Here is an 18,976-nt window from a genome sequence, read left to right on the forward strand (position 1 = left end):
CTGCGTGCCGAATGCCAGGGGGTGATAGGACTACCTCGTCGTAGAGCTTCCGAAACCCGAGGTGTCAGCAGATCATCGCGGACGTTGTGCGTGCGGTCAATCGCGGCGCGCAAATATTGTCTAGCCAAACAATCCGCCACTGTGGCCGGACTGCTGTCCGCCGCCGGTGCCGCCGATGAGCCCGCCGGGCGGCAGCTCGGACGGCTGCACGATGACGAAGCCACGTCCCGAGAACGACAGCGTGATTCCCTCACCGGTGCTGCGGCCCATCAACCTGCCGAGACCGAATGAGTCGTTGCGCTTGATCCCGGTCTGCAGGCTCGACGACCAGGCCACCGCCGCCTGCGGATCGGCGTAGGTCGGCTGGTCCACCTGGAGCACCACCGGCGAGCCGTGCGTGGTGATGGCGATCCGCCCGCGCCCGGTGAAGACGCAGTTGAAAAGCCCGGCGTTGCTGGCGACTCCGGCCGCGCCCTGTACGCGTTGGACGTTGTAGGACAGCGAGGTATCGAAAGCGAGCACGTTGGAACCGTTGATGGTCAGGCCATCGGTGCCGTCGAGGTCGATGAGATGCACGTCGGCCGCGCTGTCGGCGAGGAACAGGTCGCCGCGACCGGACACCTTCATCAGCGGAACACCTTCGCCGGTGAGCCGTTGCGCGATCGCCCGGCCGATGCCGCCGGACCCGAGCGCCTTGAACTGCATATCGCCCTGGTAGGCGACCATCGAACCGGCCCGCGCCATGACCTCGCCATTGACGGCGACCTTGATCATCTTGCCGCCCTGTTTCTGGATGCCGACGCCGGTGACTTCGGCGTGGCTCGGGTTGAACAGATCGCTCTGCATCGGCAGTGCTCCTTGCTGAGGTGGTGGTGCGGCGGGCGGTGCGTAGGCGGGGGCCGGGGGATAGGGCGGCGGAACCGCGCCTGGCGGCGGGTAGTTCGGTGGTGGAACCGCCCCAGGGGGCGGGTAGTTCGGTGGCGGAACCGGCGCGGCGGGAGGCGGTGCCGCGGGTGTGGCCGCATGTGGTGCTGCGGCCTGCGGCGCTGCGTGCGTGGCAGCCTGCGGCGCTTCGGGTTCGTCGTCGATGTTCACGCCGAACGCCTGCGCGATACCGGCCAGCCCGTTGTCGTAGCCCTGACCGACCGCGCGCACCTTCCAGGCGCCGCCGCGGCGATAGATCTCGACACACACCACCGCCGTCTCGGTGGTGAGTCCGTCCATCGGGAAAGTCAGTGTCCCCGCGTCGGATCCGATGGTCGTCAGCAACGTTCCGGCGGCGGCGAAGGTGCGCGGTCCGCTGCCGTCGAGGCTGGCGGTGACCACGACGGTGTCGACATCGGCGGGCAACGCGCCGGTCTGCACGTCCACCATGTCGGCGCGCCCGCTGCCGTGCCGGTAAGTGACGCCGGGACCGACCGGCTGGTTGAAGAAGACGAAGTCGGCGTCGGACCGAACTCGCCCGTCCGCACCGAGCAACAGCGCCGATACGTCGACCCCGGCCGAGCAGGTGACGGTCACGGTCATTCGGTCGCTGGGCGCCGGCCGGTTCTCGCCGCGGGCAAGGGCGGTCACTGCGGACCCCCCGGGGACTCGGCGATCGGGCCGAATGGCATGCGATTCACGGCATCAAGTGTGTCCCGAGTCGGGCCCGCGCGCTACCACCCGCGCCGTGTCGCCTACCGGTCGGCGATGCTGAGCAAGGGGTCGGCGGGCGTACGGGTGGCCGCTGTGCTTCGACGCGCCCGCGCCAAGGCGACACCGGCACCGAACGTCGCTACGACAATGGCCAGCAGCGTTGTCGCGACGAGGGTCGAGCCGCCCACCAGAGTGGTGAAGTTGTCGACTACAAGAGCGGTCACCAGGAACAATCCGGCGGTGCCGAGGGCAGGGGCGAACACCGTATGCCATCGGCGGCGGTCCAGGCCGGTGCGGCGGAAGAAGACGATGACGGCGACGCTGGTGAGCAGCATCAGCAACAGGATCGCGACGGTGGCCAGGCCGGACATCCAGGTGAACAGGTGCAGCACCGGGTCCGCTCCCGCGACGCCGAAGGTGCCGACGACCAGTGCGGCGGACAGGGTTTGGGCGAGCGAAGCCTTGTGCGGCGAGCCGTGGCGGAGATGGATGTGGCCGAGCGCCGGGTGGCCGACGCCGTCGCGGGCCAGCGCGTAGCCGTAGCGCGCGACCACGTTGTGCAGCGCAAGCAGGGCGGCGAACAGGCTGGTCACCAGCAGGACGCCCATGCTGTCGGCGGCGGTTTCGCCGAGGAAGAGCCGCGCCGCGGTGAAGGTCAGCCCTTCCGGGTCCGCGCCCGCCGCGGCGGCCACCTCGGCACTGCCGAACGCGAGCACCATCGCCCAGCTGGCCACCGCGTACAGCACGCCGATGGTGAGCACCGCGAGGTAGGTGGCTCGCGGGATGGTGCGGCGCGGGTCGCGGGTCTCCTCGCCGTAGATCGCGGTGGCTTCGAAGCCGATGAACGACGCGATCGCGAACATCAACGCCACACCGGGCGAGCCGTCGAAAAACGCCGACGGAGTGAAGGAAACAGCATCGATGCCGTGCGCCCCACCCTGGACGAGCACCGCGGCGGACAACGCGACGATGATGCCGATCTCGACGACGAGCAGCACCCCGAGCACCTTGGCGCCGAGCTCGATATTGCGATAGCCGAGCACCGCGACGACCGCCACGAGCGCGAAAGCATAGAGGGGCCAAGGCAAGTCGGGTCCGCCGTCGTGGACGACGAGTTCTTCGACAGTCGAGGCCGCCAGCCCGTAGATCCCGGCTTGGATGGCGGTATAGGTGAGTAGCGCCAGCCCCGCCGCGCCGAGTCCGGTACTGGTGCCGAGCCCGCGGCGAACGTAGGCGTAAAAGGCACCCGCCTCATCCATGTGGCCACTCATCGCGGCGTATCCGACGCTGAAAACGAGCAGGACGGCCGCGGCGACGAGGTAGGCGGTCGGTGCGCCGGCCCCGTTACCGAGGCCGATCATCAGCGGCAGCGCGCCCGCGACGGCGGTGAGCGGTGCGGCAGCCGCGATGACGAGCAGCACGATCCCGGTCACTCCGATCGAGCCGCGTAATCGTCCACTGGCAGTAGGTGATTCAGTCATCGGGAGCTCCTTGGCGGCAACTTGTCGACTCGTCGCAGTGGCCGGAGCTGGTGCGAGGAACATCGAGAGTGGGATTGCGGTCGAAGAATCCGACCGGTTTGAGCACGAATCCGGTGTAGTCGACCGGCATGATCGGCCAGTCCTCCGGTCGCGGAAAATGTGTGAGTCCGAAGGTATGCCACACGACCAGGTCTTCATTGTCGAGCGCGCGATTGCCCGCGACGTAGGCCGGGAGACCCGCTCCGCCGGGATGCTGATTGACGAAATCGCCTGCGGCGTAACGCTGATCCGGGTCATATCGGGTCACCCAAAGGCTTTTGGTCGCGAAGGTGGCACGCTTGGCGATCGGCGACTCGTCGTCGGCGAGCAACGTCTGCCTGCCCTCCGGATGCAGCACGTAGCAGACGGGTCGGCCGAGGCGGTTGCGCACCTCGGGATTGCTGATGTGCCAAGTGCGGCCGACCCGGTTGTCCGCGAGTCGCTGGGCCTGCGATTCGCTGGTCAATGTCGTCCGCCGCTGGGTGAAGGCGTTGCCGTGCGGGTTGGCCGGGCCGATCGGCACCCGAACGGTCTCGACCTCCTCGACGCGGTTGCGGTGCCCGTCGACCATCATGTCGAGCCGGGCACTGAACAGGTGCTGGTGATAGGGCGCGCCGAGGCCGGGCGCGACCTGCGTGGCGAAGGGGTGGTCGACGCCGGGATAGGCGGCGGTGAAGACGATTCCGGTAGCCTTGACCTCGAAGCCGATGGTTCCGTCCAGGTACAGGTACCAGAAGAAGCCGTAGTCGTAGTTGCCGACCGTGGTGAAGAACGAGATCACCAGCCGGCGTTGGCGGCGGACCTCCCGCGACCCGGTCCACAGGTCGGTGTGCTTCCACAGCACCCCGAAATCCTCTTCGTGCAGACAGATCGCGTTGCGCAGGGTGCGCGCACGGCCCGCCTCGTCGGCGACGACCGCGTCGAAATAGGTGATGTCGCCGACGCAGTCGCAGCCGAGCTCGAGCGCGTTCGCGTAGCGTCCGACGAGATACTCGCCGGTGTCGAAGTAGTTCTGCCACGAGCGGACGGGTGACGGATCACCGTAGGGCACAACCATTTCCGCGATCGAGGCACGATGGATGATCGGTCGGAGCCGACCGCCGTCGTGAAAGCCGATCTGGTGCAGGACAAGACCTTCGCGGGCATCGAAACCCACACGCACCGACCACTTTTCCCATTCGACCAGGTTGCCGCGCACCGTGAAGCTGGGTCCTTGGGGTTGGCTGATCTCGATCGGTTTCTGGGTGGTCCGCAGCGGGCCGGTGACGGCGAGGTCGTCGAAGTTGCCGGATTCCTGGGGCACCGCAACCGGCCCGGTGTCGATCACCTGCAGTACCTCGCGCGTCATGACGTCGACGAACGCGACGAGTCCGTCGATCGGATGGGCCCACGGATGGTCGCTGTCGTGCTGCTGATGGAACGCCAAACCGCGCAGGATGCGGCGGCCTTCCTCGCCCTCGTAGCCGAATACGCCCGCCGACAGGGGAGCCACCCGCACCTCGGCGACGTCGAGGCCGCGGGCGGCCAGCGCGGTCAACCAGTCCGGGTCGGTGGACAGCACCGATTCGACCAGTTCGAATTCCTCGTCGAGCACGGGCAGTTGGCCGTCGACGATCGCATCGAGGGTGCGTTGGGCGAGCACGGCGCGGCTGCCGAGCGACACGATCAGGTCGATGGCATTCGGCCGGTCGACGTCGTGCAGCAGTACGCGGAAGCGCCGGTCCGGTGTCGTGGCGTTCGTCCAGTCGTATACCGCGTATTTGTCCGGTTCTTCGAGACCGACGTAGACGAAACGGGTCGTCGGCGCGATCAACCCGGCTGCGTCGACAATGGCGCGCATCCGGTCGATCTCTTCGGCGGTGGGCAACGCGAGCGGATGATCGGCATGTTGCGGTATCGGCGTGGGCATAAGCCCCTCCCATCTTGGTTCTGCGACGTTGGAAACAAGGGGCGTTCGAAAATTCAGCTACTGCTGGACAACTGAAGCGACAGCGTTTCTTGATCTTGCGGCAAGCGTGCCGCTATTCCTGCATGGCGTGCGCGTCGATCTCGTGAATCCGCTCGTCACACCGCGTGCACCGGCATTGTCGCAGGCGTTCGCGCTCTCTTGTTTCTACAACGATCGGAATAAGATGACAGGTTGTGGTTGCCGTGTGGCGAGCGACGAGTTACGCAACGGCAAATCATTTCTCTTAGATCGGTGGTAGACGCCGTGAGGTCAGCGACCGATGTGTGCAATCAGGGCAATTCGGCGCTCGGCCAATTATCGGCGCGTGGCATGGAGGATATGGGCGGCGAACGGGTCGTTGTCGGCCGAGGGCTCGAATCCGTAGTGTGCCAATAACTCCGGGACGGTCGAATCGGTGATCTCGGTGAAGCCCATCGACCGCAACTGCTGGACGAGTTCGTCCGGCGGAAAGAAGCATTGCCACGGCTCACCCCGCTCCGCGACCCGCTGCATCACGGACGCCAAAGTGGCACCGCGGTCGGGCGGCAGCGCGGTGGGCAGATCGTTGTAGTCCACGATCACCTGGGTGGGCGCGTCGAGTCCGGCGGTAAAAGACAGCATGTCCAATGCGGCCTGCTCGGTCAGATACACCACCACGCCGAGACAGACGAAGATTGTCGCGGCACCGCGGTCGAACCCCGCACGGGCAAGCGCCACGCCCAATGGTTCGCGCTCGAAGTCGGCGGGCACGAAGGTCAGCGACGGCGGAATCCGAATGCCGGCCTCGCGCAACCGCAGTCGCTTCCATTCCTGTGTCCGCGGGTGGTCTACCTCGAATACCCGCAGATCCGGATAGGGGTTCCGATAGGCGAAGGTCTCCAAACCCGCGCCGAGGAACACCACCTGCCGCGTGCCGGTAGCGACGGCGGCGCCGATCGTGTCCTCGGCAAAGCGGAACCGGGTGACGATCCACGGGTGGACTTGCTCGGGAATCCAGTACTCGCTCGAGGCGGTCAACTCGGTGGCCGCCAAGCCGACCATGGGCACCGCCAGCGGATCGTCGAACACCCGCGGCGACGCGGTCGACTGATGCGTGGCGCGGACGAGCGCGACCGACAACGCTGTCCGGCTCGGCTGACCGACCTGCACGGCGACCTCCATGTGACCTGGGAATTCCGCCAGCCCAGGGTAGCGACCGCCGGTGGTGATCCGCACGACCGCTGTTCGATCGGCTCGACCTGGCACCGCCGGGGTATTGACGGTTAGTGACCGATCGGTTGCAATGTAGGAGTGAGCTACGACACGATCATCAAGAGCGGCCGCTGGTTCGACGGCGCCGGTTCACCCTCCGCCCTCCGCCATATCGGGCTCCGCGAGGATCGTGTCGCCGCCGTGTCGGCGGAGCCGCTCGACGAAATAGGCTGCCCGAACGTCATCGATGCCGCGGGCAAGTGGATTGTCCCCGGGATGATCGACATCCACACCCACTACGACATCGAAGTGCTGAAGACGCCCGCGCTGTCGGAGTCGGTGCGCCATGGCATTACGACGGTGCTGCTCGGTTCGTGTTCGCTGTCGAACGTGCACGTGGGCCCCACCGACGCGGGCGACCTGTTCGGCCGGGTCGAGGCGATCCCGCGGCGGCACGTCATCGAGGCCATCGACGAAACCAAGACCTGGCGCTCGGCGCACGAGTACGTCGCCGCGCTGGAGAACCTGCCACTCGGCCCGAATATCGCCGCACTGCTGGGGCATTCGGATATCCGGACCGCGCAGCTCGGGCTCGACCGCGCCACCCGCAAGGATGTCCGTCCCACGGCCGCCGAACTGGCTGCCATGGAATCGGCACTCACCGAGGCGCTGGACGCCGGATTCGTCGGGATGTCGGCGCAGCAGCTGCTTTTCGACAAACTCGACGGCGACACCTGCCGGTCGCGCACGCTGCCGTCCACCTACGCCAAAGCCCGGGAACGCCGCCGCCTCAACGCGATTCTGCGTCGTCGGCGGCGGGTGCTCCAGGCCGGACCTGATATCGCCTCGGTGCGCAGCATCGCCGCGATGACGCTGAGCAGCTTGGGTATCTTTCGGAAACGATTGAAGACCACGTTGTTGTCGGCCGCCGACATCAAGGCGAACCCGGGTCTGGTGTACATCATGGGGCCGATCGCGCGTGCGCTGAACGCACTGGGCGGTGACTTCCGCTGGCAGCACCTGCCGGTGCCGTTCGAGGTGTACGCCGACGGCATCGATCTGGTGATCTTCGAGGAGTTCGGTTCGGGCGCCGCGGCACTGCATCTCGCCGATCAGGTCGAGCGCAACGCCCTGATGCGGGACGAGGCGTATCGACGGCGTTTCCGCAGGGATTACGACGCGAAGTTCGGCCTGCGGGTCTGGCACCGTGACTTCTTCGATGCCGAAATCGTTTCCTGTCCAGACGATTCCGTCATCGGTAAGACCTTCGGGCAGGTGGGTATCGAGCGCGGCGGCGCGCACCCGGTGGACGCGTTCCTCGATCTGGTGGTCGCGCACGGCACCGAACTGCGCTGGCGCACCACGATCTCCAACCACCGGCCGAAATTCCTGACCAAGCTGGGCGCGGATCCCGGTGTGCAACTGGGCTTTTCCGACGCGGGCGCGCACCTGCGGAATATGGCGTTCTACAACTTCGGTCTCCGATTCCTGCGCCGGGTGCACGACGCCGAGCGGGCCGGGCGGCCGTTCATCTCGCTGGAGCGCGCGGTACACCGGCTGACCGGGGAGCTGGCCGACTGGTACGGGATCGACGCCGGTCACCTCCGGGCGGGCGACCGAGCCGATCTGGTGATCATCGACCCGGCGCACCTCGACTCCTCGCTCGACGCCTACGCGGAAAGCCCGGTCGCACAGTATGACAACCTGTCTCGCATGGTGAATCGCAATGACGGGGCGGTCTCGGCCGTCTTCATCGGCGGTAAGTACGTCTTCGGCGACGGCACGCCCGCGCCGATCCTCGGCGCGGTCCGCACCGGACGTTTCCTCAGGTCGCGGGCGCGGTGACCGATCAGCCGCGACGCACCCAAGCCCAACGCCGCGCCGCGACGATCGCCAAACTCGTCGAGGCCACCATCGAGGCCATCGCCGAGGTCGGCTACCACAACGCCTCGCTCGGCGAGATCAGCCGCCGGGCCGGGGTGTCCAAGGGGGGCATCTTCCGGCATTTCGACTCGCGGACGGACCTGGTCGTGGCCGCTGCCGAAGAGGTCGGCCGCAGGCACATGCAAGCATTCGACAATATCCGGGCGCGCGAGAATGCCGACCGGCCACTGGATTTGGCGCACATCCTGCACCGTGCCCGCAACCAGATCCGCCAGGAAACCAACACGGTCTGGTTCGAACTGCTGGTTGCCGCGCGCACCGAAACCGAACTGCGGGCCAGGTTGGCACCGGTCGCTCGGGCGCTGATCGACGACGTCGAGCGGGTCGCGATCGCCGCCCTGACACCCGCTGTCCCGGCCGACGTCGCCCGCCTGCTTGCCACGTCGGTGGTGCACATGTTCGACGGTGAGGCGATTTTCCGCTCCACCTATCCGCGGCCCGAATTGGAAGACGCCCGAATCGAGTACGTTGCCCGCGCCTTCCAGCAGCTGACCGGACAGACCCGTATCGAATCGGGCTCCTGAGCCACCGGCCTGCGGCATACGTCGCACAGCAATTATGGGCTATTGCATAATCTATAGCGCTATTGTTGACTGAACCTCATGGCCGACACCGTCACCGTCGAACGCGACGGACATGTCCTGCTCATCGGACTCAACCGCCCGGCGAAGCGCAACGCCTTCACCCTCGAGATGCTCGGCGAGCTCTCCCGCGCCTACGCGCTGCTCGAAAACGACGACGACCTGCGCGCCGGTGTGCTGTACGGACACGGCGAGCATTTCACCGCGGGCCTCGACCTGGTCGATGTCGCACCGGCCCTAGCCGGTGGCGCGATCACTTACCCCGAGGACGGGATCGACCCGTGGCGGCTGGATTACCGCTGGACCAAGCCGGTGATCGCCGTGGCACAGGGCTGGTGCATGACGCTGGGCATCGAACTGTTGCTGGCCGCCGACATCCGGATCGCCGCCGAAGGCACCCGGTTCAGTCAGCTGGAAGTTCGGCGCGGCATCTACCCCTTCGGCGGTGCGACACTGCGGTTCTGGCGGGAAGCCGGCTGGGGCAATGCCATGCGCTGGGTGCTCACCGGTGCCGAGTTCGACGCCGCCGAGGCCTACCGCATCGGCCTGATCCAGCAGGTCACGCCCGATGCCGGCACGGCGCTCGACGCGGCGCGCACGCTCGCCACCGAAATCGCCGAGGACTCGGCGCCATTGGGGGTGCGCACCATCCTCGCCTCCGCGCACCGTGCCCGCGACGAAGGAAATGCCGCGGCCGCCGAGCATTTGGTCGGCGATGTCACCAAGCTTTTCGCTACGGCCGACGGTGCGGAGGGGATTCAGTCGTTCATCGAGCGACGGAAGGCGAAGTTCACCGGCAAGTGACGCCGGAACGGCCGCTGGTGCGCCGATCAGGCGAGGCGGAGATCCATCTGGATGGTGGTGCCGTGCACGCCGGTATGGATGCGGACCAGGTCGGTCAGCTGGTTGACCAGAAGCAGGCCGCGGCCGCCGAATTGGAACGGCTGCGGAGGTAGGCGACCCGCGAGCGGATTGGTGATGTGGCCCGCATCGCGGACCTGGCAGCGCAGTTGCCTGCCCTCGGTCCACAGCGCCAGCGTGCCGCTGCCGCCCCCGTGCACCACCGAATTGGTGATGGTCTCCGCGACGACCAATTCCAGATCGACGATGTGGTCCTCGGCCATGCCCGCCCGGCGGGCGTAGGCAACCGCCCGATGCCGGGTGTCGGTGAGCGACGTGGCATCGAAGGCGATCACATCGGCGATCGCGGGCGGCGGGGGCAGCGGCTTGTTGTAGGAGGCGACGATGTGGTCGGGATCGTAGGCGCCACTGGGGCGTTCGCCGCTGCTGTCGATCAGTGTCGGGTGCGTCGCGTGGGCGTCGGCGAGCACGAGCGGGTCGAGGCGTTCGGTGTCGTAGGGGCACAGGATGGTGACCTCGCGACCGGTGAACGCGGCGTTGATCAGCGCTTCGTGCTGGACGCATGCCGGGTATTCCGTCGCGGAGCGGCCCGCCCAGATGGGTTCACCGATGATCCGCACCCGACCGGTCGGGTAGGTGTCGGCGAAGGCGCGCAGCACGCCGGGAATGATCCGGCCCGGATTGCGGCCTTCGACGGTCATGTCCATCAACCGCACCGCGTCGGCGTCCGAACCGAGTTCGGCGCGAATCAGTTCCAGGTTGGGGCCGGGGACCGACACCGCGACCGGTTCGTTGTTGGCCAATCCTCCTCGGATGAACCCGACGGTGCCTGCCAGATACTCCTCGGTGTCGCTGTAGAACAGCGCCGGGTGCACGAACGGGTCGGCCGAGTCGGCGGTGGGTGGTCCAGCGGCGGCGGCGGTGGTGGTCATGCGCGGTCTACCTCGAGTGTGGGGAGCGACGGCCAGAACAGGTCCAGGATGCGGACCAGCGTCACCGGTGGGTTGTGCAGCACGACCCTGCGTCCCGTTGCCGACTGATTCGTTGCTTCCACCAGTATCAGGGTGCCGTGGGTATCGATGAATGTGAGCTCGGACAATTCCAGATGGATGTCGGGGGCACTGGGCAGTTCGGCCAACGCGGACCGCCAACTACCGTGCGTCGCCAGATCGACCTGTCCCACGCACCGCAGACCGGGTGGGCTGTTGGTCGGAAATGTCCGCAACCTCGGCGCATCGGGAGACGTGGGGTGGCTCCTGTCGGCGGGTGTCGCTGGCTCGGCTCGCACCGTCACATCACTCCTTCTGCCTGTCCACGGCAGGAAATTACGTGAACAACATACGCCGGGGCGGGCGGCGCCGATCATCCGGCCTGCTGGTGTCGGACCCGCACCGGCGCGGGCCGGTAGACCATGATGTTTCCGTGCGTCCCGGCCGGCCCGGGTGGTGGTTACCTGTCGCTCGTCTCGAAGGAGAGGGTCTGCACGATGCCATTGTCACGACGGAAATTCATCGGCGCGGCAGGGTTGGGTTCCGGCGGGATGTTCATCGGGTCCCGGGCCGGTGCGGTACCGGAGTCGGTCGCGGAGCCGACACCGAAGGTCGTCCCGCCCGGCGACCCGGAGTACGCACCGCTCACCCTTCGGGGCTACAACCGGCGGTTCGTTGCCCGACCCGCGAAGATCTATCTGCCCGCGGACGCCGAAGAGACCCGTTCCGCGGTGCGGAGCGCGGTCGCCGAGGGATCGCGGATCGCGACCCGTTCCGGTGGGCACTGCTTCGACGGCTTCGTCGACGACCCGGAAACCCGGGCGATCATCGATCTGAGCCGGATGCGCGGGGTGTACTTCGACGACCGTCACAACGCCTACTCCGTGGCCGCGGGCGCGGAGATCGGGGCGGTGTACGCGGCACTGTTGCGCGGCTGGGGCGTGACAATTCCGGCCGGGATCTGCCTGGGGGTGGGCATGGGCGGCTATTTGAGCGGCGGCGGTTACGGTCCGCTGTCTCGGCGGCTCGGGCTGGCCGCGGACCATGTGTACGGCGTCGAGGTGGTGACGGTCGACGCGACCGGCGCGGCGTCGGTGGTGGTCGCCACCAAGGACGGACCGGATGCCGATCTGTGGTGGGCGCATACCGGGGGCGGTGGCGGCAATTTCGGTGTGGTGACCCGGTTTCTGCTCCGTTCGCATGATGCCGACGGCACGGACCCGGCGCGTTTGCTGCCGAAAGCACCGGCGAACATGATGACGGCGCGGCTGGTGTTACCGGTCGCGAGCGAAGCGGCGTTCGTCCGCTTTGTCGGGAACTACTTGGCCTTCTTCGAACGGAACAGCCAGCCGGACAGCCGATTCGCCGGCCTCTACGGACCGCTGCATGTCAAGCCGTTCGCCGGGTCCTGCGACATTCTGGTCCTGCTCGATGCCGATGCGCCCGAGGCACGGTCCTGTTACGACGAATTCGTCGCGGCGGTGAGCGAGGGCGTCGTACCGCCGCCGATCGCGCTGCCGCTCGAGCAGAAGTCCTACGCGGACACCGTGGCGCAGGTGTATTACGCCAAGGGCGCGCAGCCGCCTCGGGTGAAAGTGAAGGCGGCGTATCTGCGTCGGTCGTACACGCCTGAGCAACTGCGGACGTTCTACCGGTACCTGACCGATGTTCGCTATATCGGTGAATCCCAGCTGGAATTCCTGCCTTTCGGCGGCGCGATCAATGCCCGGCCGCCCGGAGCGACCGCCATGCCGGTGCGTGACTCGTTCATGAAGATGCTCATTCACGCGGCATGGCGCGCACCGGCGGACGACGACAGATTCATTCAGTGGGCTCGCGAGATGTATCGCGATGTCTATGCCGCGACCGGCGGGGTTCCGGTGCCCGGCGAGGTCGACGGCGGGAGCTACATCAACTACCCGGATCCGGACCTTCGGGATCCGCGATGGAACACGTCGGGGATCCCTTGGCACACCTTCTACTACCGCGACAACTACCCGCGGCTCCAGCGGATCAAGGCGAAGTGGGATCCGCTCGACACCTTCCGGCATCAGCTGTCCATCGATCCGAATGAGTGACCTGTTCGTACGGCGGTCTCGGCTCAGGATTCCGGCAGCATCGACGGATCGGTGCTGCACGCCCGCAGTCGCCCCAGCATGGCGGCCCGGGACTGGGCGAACGCGGCGTCGCGATCCAGCAGGCGCGCGCGGGTGACCGCGGCATAGCCGAGCGCGTCGAGTTCGAAGGCGAGGACACCGGGATCGGTATCCGGCCGTAGCTGTCCGGCGTCGAGTGCGGCGCGAATAACGGAGTGCACGAACGCGTCCCACTCGCGAGCGAGCGCGACCAGGCGGTCGCGTACCGGGCCGGGTCGGTCGTCGAACTCGTGCTGGATGGCCACGAAAAAGCAGCCGCCGGGCAGTACCAGGTCGGCGTAGAACGCCAGGCGCGATTCGTGCAGCGCCCACAGCTGGCCTATCCCGGCCGGTGCTCGCAGCGCGGGTGTCACTACCTGTTCCACCCACTGCAGGCGTGCGCGTTCGATGGCCGCCAGCTGCAGCTCTTCCTTGTCGCGCCAGAGCGAGAACAGGCCGGATTTACTGACGCCCGCCTCGGCGGCGACCTGTCCCATGCTCAGTCCGCCGAGCCCTTCGACGGAAGCCAGCGAGACCACCGCGTCCAGCACTACGGTTCTGGATCGTTCGCCGCGAGCTCGGCGCCCGTCGGCCGGGTGCCTGTTTGTCATGTGAACATCCTATCGCAATAAGTCCGACCGATCGGTCGGAATAGTGGAGAGGTGTGCGAATTCAACGCGTGGGCGGGGCAGGAGTGGGCGCCTGACCCCGGGAGATCCACCGGAAGCGTACGTCCCATGGTGGATGGCGAAATGGGGGATTCCCCTGAGGCAGAAACGTATTCGTTTCGGATACCGTCGAGGTATCGAAATTGCCGCTCGAAATTGTCTGCCCGCCAATGCTTTAGACGTTTCGCGAGCAGGAATGGCCCAGTAGGCGGCCGCGGTGGAAAGAGTCTGTTTATCGGATCCGAACGCGATAGGTGCGTTCCCTGGGAACAAGAGGTCGATCGTGTCGATGACAAGTGTGAGCACCGGTAGGGCTCGACGGATGATGGTGCGAACCGTGGTGGCGGCGACCTTGGCGCTGGCTCCCGCCGCTGTCATCATTCCCGCGGCGTCCGCCAAGCCGTGCGTCACGCCGACGGAGATCGGCTGCCACGGCGGCTTCCACCACGACCCGCCCAAGAGCGGCCTCGATGACGACTTCTTCGGCTACGGCATGGATGGCTTCGATGGTTCCGGCCGTGACCGGTTCGGCCGTGATCGGTTCGGCTATGACCGAAGCGGTTACGACCGGTGGGGCTATGACCGAAGCGGCTATGACCGGAATGGCTTCTCCCGGCAGGGTTGTGCCCGGAACGGCGCGGACCGTCCCGATGCCGATCCCGTCCAATGTGAACGGTTGCGGTCGCGTCCGGCCACCGGCAGCAGCTCCTGACGGTTGCTGCTCGGCGGCGCTCCGAGGAGCCCGACTCGCCGAGCCGGGGTATCGCCGAAGCCGAGCGCCCCGGCTGTCGAGTTCGCTAGTTTCTATTCAGACGGTCATCGTCTTATCGAGTCTTCCGGCTGGTAAAGGGGATCCGTGATGAATGCTGACTGCTCCGGCTCCGAACGGGACGCGGACCGGTGGCGTACGACGGCGCGGCGGCGCGCGTTTCGGGCGGTGCTGGTATCGGCCGTCATGGCGGTCGTGTTCAGCGCCGTGACCGCGTGTGGCGATGAGAGAGATCAACAGCCGACCGACGCGGCGGTAGTGCAGACCCGGTCCGGGCCGGTGCGCGGGACCGTGACGGCCGACGAGCGCGCGTTTTCCGGAATCCCCTATGCGGCGCCACCGGTGGGCGAGTTGCGCTGGAAACCGCCTGTGGCACCGGCTGTTTGGTCGGCGGAGCGAGACGCGACCAAGCCGGGAGCCGAGTGTCTGCAAGCCGAAGACGCCGGTCGGCTCACCGGCAGTGAGGACTGCCTGTTCCTGAATGTGTGGACACCCAGTGGCGCTGACGACCGGAAACGCCCGGTGCTGGTGTGGATCCATGGCGGCGCGTTCACCACCGGCAGCGGAAGTTTGTACAACCCCGCGCGATTGGTGCGCACCGGCGACATGATCGTGGTGACGATCAACTACCGGCTGGGTGCGCTGGGTTTCCTGGGGCATCCGGCGGTGGCGCACGAGGACGGGCAGGTCGGCAACTTCGGGTTGCTGGATCAGCAGGCGGCGTTGCGCTGGGTGCGTGACAATATCGGCGCGTTCGGCGGCGATCCGGCCAAGGTGACCATTGCCGGTGAGTCGGCCGGCGCGATGTCGGTGTGTGACCACTTGGTGTCACCGGCCTCGGACCGGCTGTTCCACGGCGCGATATTGCAGAGCGGGCCGTGCGAAATGCAGACCGAGCGGCAGACCGCGGTCGCCAAGAGCGAGGAATACGCGGCGACGATCGGCTGCCCGGGTGCCGATGCCGCCCCGGTAGCACGGTGTCTGCGTGTGATACCCGCTGAGCAGGTGGCCGCGACGCCGTTGCACTTCACCGGGGAAGCCGGTGTCGGTCTGCCCAGTCCGATCTATGGCCAACCCGTGCTGCCGGACGACCCGATGGTCGCGTTCCGTGACGGCAAGGCCGCGAAAGTGCCGGTACTGATCGGCGTGAACCGGGACGAATACACCTATTTCGTTGCCGGACAGACGATCACCGCCGAGCGTTATCCCGACCTGTTGAAGATGCTCGGCCCGCATGCCGACGCCGTCGGCGCGCAATATCCGCTCGACCGCTACGCGCAACCGGAGCTGGCCTGGTCGGCGGTGATGACCGACTATGTCTTCGCGTGCCCGATCGCCGACAACACGAAATCCCTCACCCGTACCGGCCCCGTCTACGCCTACGAATTCGCCGACCAGGATGCCGCACCGCTCCCCGGGTTACCGTCCCCACCGCCCTTCCCCTTGGGCGCGGCCCACGGCTTCGAACTGCCCTACCTGTTCGACCTCGACCAGACCCCGTCCCCGGCCACCCCGGCCCAAAAAGCACTGTCCGACAAGATGATCCGCTACTGGTCGGCATTCACCCACACTGGCGACCCGAACACCGACGGCCTCCCGGACTGGCCCCGCCACACCGGCGACCAGTCCCTGGTCCTGCACCCCGACACCACCGCCACCACCAACATCCCCGAAGCCCACCACTGCGCCCTCTGGACCCAAATCCCCACTCCATGACAGGTGTGGTCGTTCGTCTCGCGGGGGCGACGCTGACCTTGCGGCCGCGCCACGGCCTGCGAATGATCGCCCGGCGCAGGTAGGCATCACCGGGGTATCCGCTGCCGTCGGGCACGACGAGCTGACCATATTGTCCGCCGCACCCTTCGACGAGTTACCGGTGCTGACGGGACCGGCGGCGACGGCGCTGCGGGCGGAGCCGGGTGGTGGCCTGGCGCCAACCGCGTCCGGACCGGCCGCCGGTGTACATGAGTAGTGCCCCGATGATCAGGACGACGATGCCCGCGCCGGTCATCAGGGATATGCCGAGTAGGAGTCCGGCGAGCAGCAGGGCGGCTCCGAGAGCGAGACGGCGCCGAAATTCATCAGTAGATAGCGGTTCTCCAACGTAGATATCTAGTGTAGACCTACACTGTTGACACAGCGGTCCGGACGGCGTCTACTCAGAGGACGACCGAGTAGCGATGTTTCGGTCGCCGCGGATAGCGCCCAGTCCGTCGTGGCTGTCCGGATTCCCGACCCTGTCGACATCAGCTGGATCCGAGGCGGCACCGATGACCGAAACGCCGACACCGACTCGCGCGAGAACTCGACGCGCACACCGCCCTACCGATGACTACGACCAACTCGAACCGCTCTTTGCCCAGCTCGTAGCGTTGGCCGCGGGCGATCCGCGCCGGACTGCCTTGCGGGAGGCACTGATCAAGCGCTCCCTGCCGTTGGCCGAGCACATCGCCCGCAAGTACGCGGGTCGTGGCGAGAACTTCGACGACCTCCTGCAAACCGCCAGGGTGGGTTTGGTGGCGGCGGTCGATCGGTTCGACCCCGAGTACGGTGCGTCGTTCGTGTCGTTCGCGGTGCCGACGATCATGGGCGAGGTCCGTCGCCATTTCCGTGACTTCACCTGGGCCGTGCGAGTACCGCGGCGGCTGAAGGAGCTCCAACTGAAGATCGGACCGACCGTCGACCTGTTGTTCCAGCGACTCGGCCGGATGCCGAAAGCCGGGGAGATCGCGGCGGAACTCGATGCCGACATCGTCGACGTGACGCAGGCGATGATCGCGAGCAATGGCTACCAGACATCCTCGTTCGACGGTGCGGCCGCGAACGACGGCGCGGGCGCATCGCTTTCGCTGCTGGACACTCTCGGCGTGGAGGAACCGGCCTTCCGCACCGTCGAGGATGTGCTGGCGGTGCGGCCGTTGATCGCGGCGCTGCCGGAGCGGGAACGTGAGGTGCTGTTCATGCGTTTTTTCGCGGCGCAACGCCAAGCCCAGATTGCCGCGCGTTTGGGCATCTCCCAGATGCAGGTCTCTCGCATCCTCGCGCAGACTTTGAACTCGGTGCGGGAGAAGGCGTTGCGCGACTGAGTCGGCTGGCAGCCGACCGCCGCGGCGGCAAGATCAGTACCAGTGATGTGCTTGCCAGAACTCCCAGGCGCGGATGGGGTTGCCGTAGCGCTTGTTCATGTAGTCGTAGGTCCAGCGGATCTGAGTTACCGGGTTGAACGCCCAGTCGGGCCCGTGGGTACCCATCTTTTCGGGCGGGAGGGCTTGGCCGAGGCCGTAGGCGCCGCTTTCCGGGTTGATGGCGAAAACATTCCAGCCGCTTTCGCGGGTGATGATGTTGTCGAACGCCCAGAAATGGTGCGGCGGCACGATTGTCATCGCAAGAATTTTGACCGTTGCCCGGGGTAGGGATAGCGAGGAGCCGGCCGAATGGGTTTCCCAGGTGCGCGATGGCGTCGCGCAAATCGGGGGCGCATCGGGAGCCGCGCAATCCGTGGCGACGGCGTTTGCCGGAGCGGCGCAGAGAAAAAGCGCACTGACGGCTGCTGCGAGGGTAGGAATGAAGTACCGCATCGTCGATTCGGTCCTTTCGTATCCACTGATTGAAACTCGAAGCCGGTCGTGCTAATTCAGCAAATCACTAGTGACCGGTGTTGTTGCGCAGCCGCTCCGGAGTGTCATTCAAATGAATGCGGAAACATGGCCGCGTGGCGACGCGCGACAGTGATGTGTTTCAGCTATTGTGGCTGTTCATGACGACTACCCCGGGTCGGACTCGAATGCGAAGCCGTCTCGCCGTGTCGGTGGTGGGTGCGATCGTGGCGGTGCTGGTCTCGCCGCCGTTGGCGACCGGGCAGCCGGCACCGGAGGCCGAGCCGAAGACGACGCCGAAAACGGCGCCCGAGGCCCCGCGGGCGCCGGCGCCGCCGCGCATTCGCGGCACCAACTGGGCCGGATATGTGGTCACCGGGAGCTTCAAGAGCATTTCCGCGGAATGGGTAGAACCCGAGGTGACCTGCACCGAAACCGGCGTTATTCAGCGCGTTGCGCCCTGGGTCGGCTTGAACGGGACGCTGGTGAACGGCAAGCAGGCCTTGCCGTTGATGCAGACCGGTGCCGAAGCGATCTGTGTGAGTGTGGCGGGTGCGCTGGCGTCGCTGCCCGGGCTGGCCATCGTGAACCTGGCGAGCGCCACCGTCGTCAATAATCCCGCCTGGTTCCGCAATGCGATCAGGGCCGCGGAAAGTGCGAACACCACGCTGGGCCGGGCCACGTCAGATGTGTGCGCGGGCATCGGCAGCGCTTCGGCCCAAGGTGCCACGGTATGTACACAAGAGACGTATCGGATGGCGTTATGGGAGGCGTACCCGGCGAATCCGGTGATATACGAGGGCGTGACATCGGCGCCCGGTGACAAAATGCGGGCCTCGGTCAGCTTCGACGGCTCCGCCTACACCATGACGGTGGCGAATCTGACCCAGAATTGGACGCGGACCACCGTCGCGGAGTCCGACGCCCCGGCATTGAGCGCGGAAATCATTGTCGAAGGTCACCTCAACAGTGCCCTGCCATCGTTCAGCCCGATCACCTTCACCAACGTGCAGATCGACGGAAAGCCGTTGACGGCCTTCGAGCCGGTCAGCTATTCGATCGGCGCCACCAACGGTGAACTCGGTCCTGGTCCGATCTCCGAGGACGGCACCAGCTTCACCATCGCCGAATAGGCG

The 18,976-nt window shown here is 66.6% G+C and carries 16 protein-coding genes; 8 read left to right on the forward strand and 8 right to left on the reverse strand.

Annotated elements, in window-relative coordinates; all coding sequences use genetic code 11:
* Positions 1–120 precede the first annotated feature (120 nt).
* The 4 genes from ACFK0J_RS08405 to ACFK0J_RS08420 form a co-directional block, all read right to left on the reverse strand.
* The gene (locus ACFK0J_RS08405; protein WP_378738121.1) at positions 121–1,575 is read right to left on the reverse strand and encodes an AIM24 family protein; all 1,455 of its coding nucleotides are present in this window, start codon (positions 1,573–1,575) and stop codon (positions 121–123) included.
* 104 nt (positions 1,576–1,679) lie between these two features.
* The gene (locus ACFK0J_RS08410; RefSeq protein WP_378738123.1) at positions 1,680–3,119 is read right to left on the reverse strand and encodes an APC family permease; all 1,440 of its coding nucleotides are present in this window, start codon (positions 3,117–3,119) and stop codon (positions 1,680–1,682) included.
* Positions 3,112–5,067: a primary-amine oxidase gene (locus tag ACFK0J_RS08415; protein ID WP_378738125.1), complete on the reverse strand. Its 1,956-nt coding sequence runs from the start codon at positions 5,065–5,067 to the stop codon at positions 3,112–3,114. Before ACFK0J_RS08415 ends, ACFK0J_RS08410 begins: the two co-directional genes overlap by 8 nt.
* 354 nt (positions 5,068–5,421) lie before the next feature.
* On the reverse strand, positions 5,422–6,321 hold the full coding sequence (locus ACFK0J_RS08420; RefSeq protein ID WP_378738127.1) for a class I SAM-dependent methyltransferase: 900 nt from the start codon (positions 6,319–6,321) through the stop codon (positions 5,422–5,424).
* Between the two features lie 75 nt (positions 6,322–6,396).
* Between ACFK0J_RS08420 and ACFK0J_RS08425 the strand changes: the two genes are divergently transcribed.
* The 3 genes from ACFK0J_RS08425 (at position 6,397) to ACFK0J_RS08435 (ending at position 9,626) form a co-directional block, all read left to right on the forward strand.
* Positions 6,397–8,142 (forward strand): amidohydrolase family protein, encoded by a 1,746-nt coding sequence (locus ACFK0J_RS08425; protein WP_378738129.1) that lies wholly within the window; start codon positions 6,397–6,399, stop codon positions 8,140–8,142.
* Positions 8,139–8,765: a TetR/AcrR family transcriptional regulator gene (locus tag ACFK0J_RS08430; protein ID WP_378738131.1), complete on the forward strand. Its 627-nt coding sequence runs from the start codon at positions 8,139–8,141 to the stop codon at positions 8,763–8,765. Before ACFK0J_RS08425 ends, ACFK0J_RS08430 begins: the two co-directional genes overlap by 4 nt.
* A gap of 78 nt (positions 8,766–8,843) precedes the next feature.
* Positions 8,844–9,626, forward strand: a complete 783-nt coding sequence (locus tag ACFK0J_RS08435; RefSeq protein ID WP_378738133.1) for a crotonase/enoyl-CoA hydratase family protein — start codon at positions 8,844–8,846, stop codon at positions 9,624–9,626.
* 26 nt (positions 9,627–9,652) lie between these two features.
* Here ACFK0J_RS08435 and ACFK0J_RS08440 read toward each other — a convergent pair whose 3' ends face one another.
* Together ACFK0J_RS08440 and ACFK0J_RS08445 are read right to left on the reverse strand one after the other, a co-directional pair.
* On the reverse strand, positions 9,653–10,615 hold the full coding sequence (locus tag ACFK0J_RS08440) for an anti-sigma factor RsbA family regulatory protein (RefSeq protein ID WP_378738135.1): 963 nt from the start codon (positions 10,613–10,615) through the stop codon (positions 9,653–9,655).
* Positions 10,612–10,866 carry an STAS domain-containing protein gene (locus tag ACFK0J_RS08445; RefSeq protein ID WP_378738137.1) on the reverse strand — a complete coding sequence of 85 codons (255 nt, stop codon included), beginning with the start codon at positions 10,864–10,866 and terminating at the stop codon, positions 10,612–10,614. Before ACFK0J_RS08445 ends, ACFK0J_RS08440 begins: the two co-directional genes overlap by 4 nt.
* Positions 10,867–11,169: 303 nt before the next feature.
* Between ACFK0J_RS08445 and ACFK0J_RS08450 the strand changes: the two genes are divergently transcribed.
* The gene (locus ACFK0J_RS08450; protein ID WP_378738139.1) at positions 11,170–12,750 is read left to right on the forward strand and encodes an FAD-binding oxidoreductase; all 1,581 of its coding nucleotides are present in this window, start codon (positions 11,170–11,172) and stop codon (positions 12,748–12,750) included.
* A 23-nt stretch (positions 12,751–12,773) separates the two neighbouring features.
* Here ACFK0J_RS08450 and ACFK0J_RS08455 read toward each other — a convergent pair whose 3' ends face one another.
* Positions 12,774–13,418 (reverse strand): TetR/AcrR family transcriptional regulator, encoded by a 645-nt coding sequence (locus tag ACFK0J_RS08455; RefSeq protein WP_378738142.1) that lies wholly within the window; start codon positions 13,416–13,418, stop codon positions 12,774–12,776.
* Between the two features lie 379 nt (positions 13,419–13,797).
* On the opposite strand from ACFK0J_RS08455, the gene ACFK0J_RS08460 reads away from it, so the two are divergent.
* From ACFK0J_RS08460 to ACFK0J_RS08470, 3 genes are all read left to right on the forward strand, one after another.
* Positions 13,798–14,187, forward strand: coding sequence for a hypothetical protein (locus tag ACFK0J_RS08460; protein ID WP_378738144.1), 390 nt, complete (start codon positions 13,798–13,800; stop codon positions 14,185–14,187).
* A gap of 147 nt (positions 14,188–14,334) precedes the next feature.
* A complete protein-coding gene (locus ACFK0J_RS08465) occupies positions 14,335–15,960 on the forward strand; it encodes a carboxylesterase/lipase family protein (RefSeq protein ID WP_378738147.1) in 1,626 nt (541 codons plus the stop codon).
* 554 nt (positions 15,961–16,514) lie between these two features.
* On the forward strand, positions 16,515–17,330 hold the full coding sequence (locus tag ACFK0J_RS08470; RefSeq protein WP_378738149.1) for a SigB/SigF/SigG family RNA polymerase sigma factor: 816 nt from the start codon (positions 16,515–16,517) through the stop codon (positions 17,328–17,330).
* A gap of 33 nt (positions 17,331–17,363) precedes the next feature.
* On the opposite strand, the gene ACFK0J_RS08475 is transcribed toward ACFK0J_RS08470, so the two are convergent.
* A complete protein-coding gene (locus ACFK0J_RS08475) occupies positions 17,364–17,627 on the reverse strand; it encodes a transglycosylase SLT domain-containing protein (protein WP_378738151.1) in 264 nt (87 codons plus the stop codon).
* Between the two features lie 374 nt (positions 17,628–18,001).
* On the opposite strand from ACFK0J_RS08475, the gene ACFK0J_RS08480 reads away from it, so the two are divergent.
* Positions 18,002–18,973 (forward strand): G1 family glutamic endopeptidase, encoded by a 972-nt coding sequence (locus tag ACFK0J_RS08480; RefSeq protein ID WP_378738153.1) that lies wholly within the window; start codon positions 18,002–18,004, stop codon positions 18,971–18,973.
* Positions 18,974–18,976 lie beyond the last annotated feature (3 nt).

Origin of the sequence: Nocardia brasiliensis, from assembly GCF_042691675.1 — a bacterium.
Classification (GTDB): Bacteria; Actinomycetota; Actinomycetes; order Mycobacteriales; family Mycobacteriaceae; genus Nocardia; species Nocardia brasiliensis_D.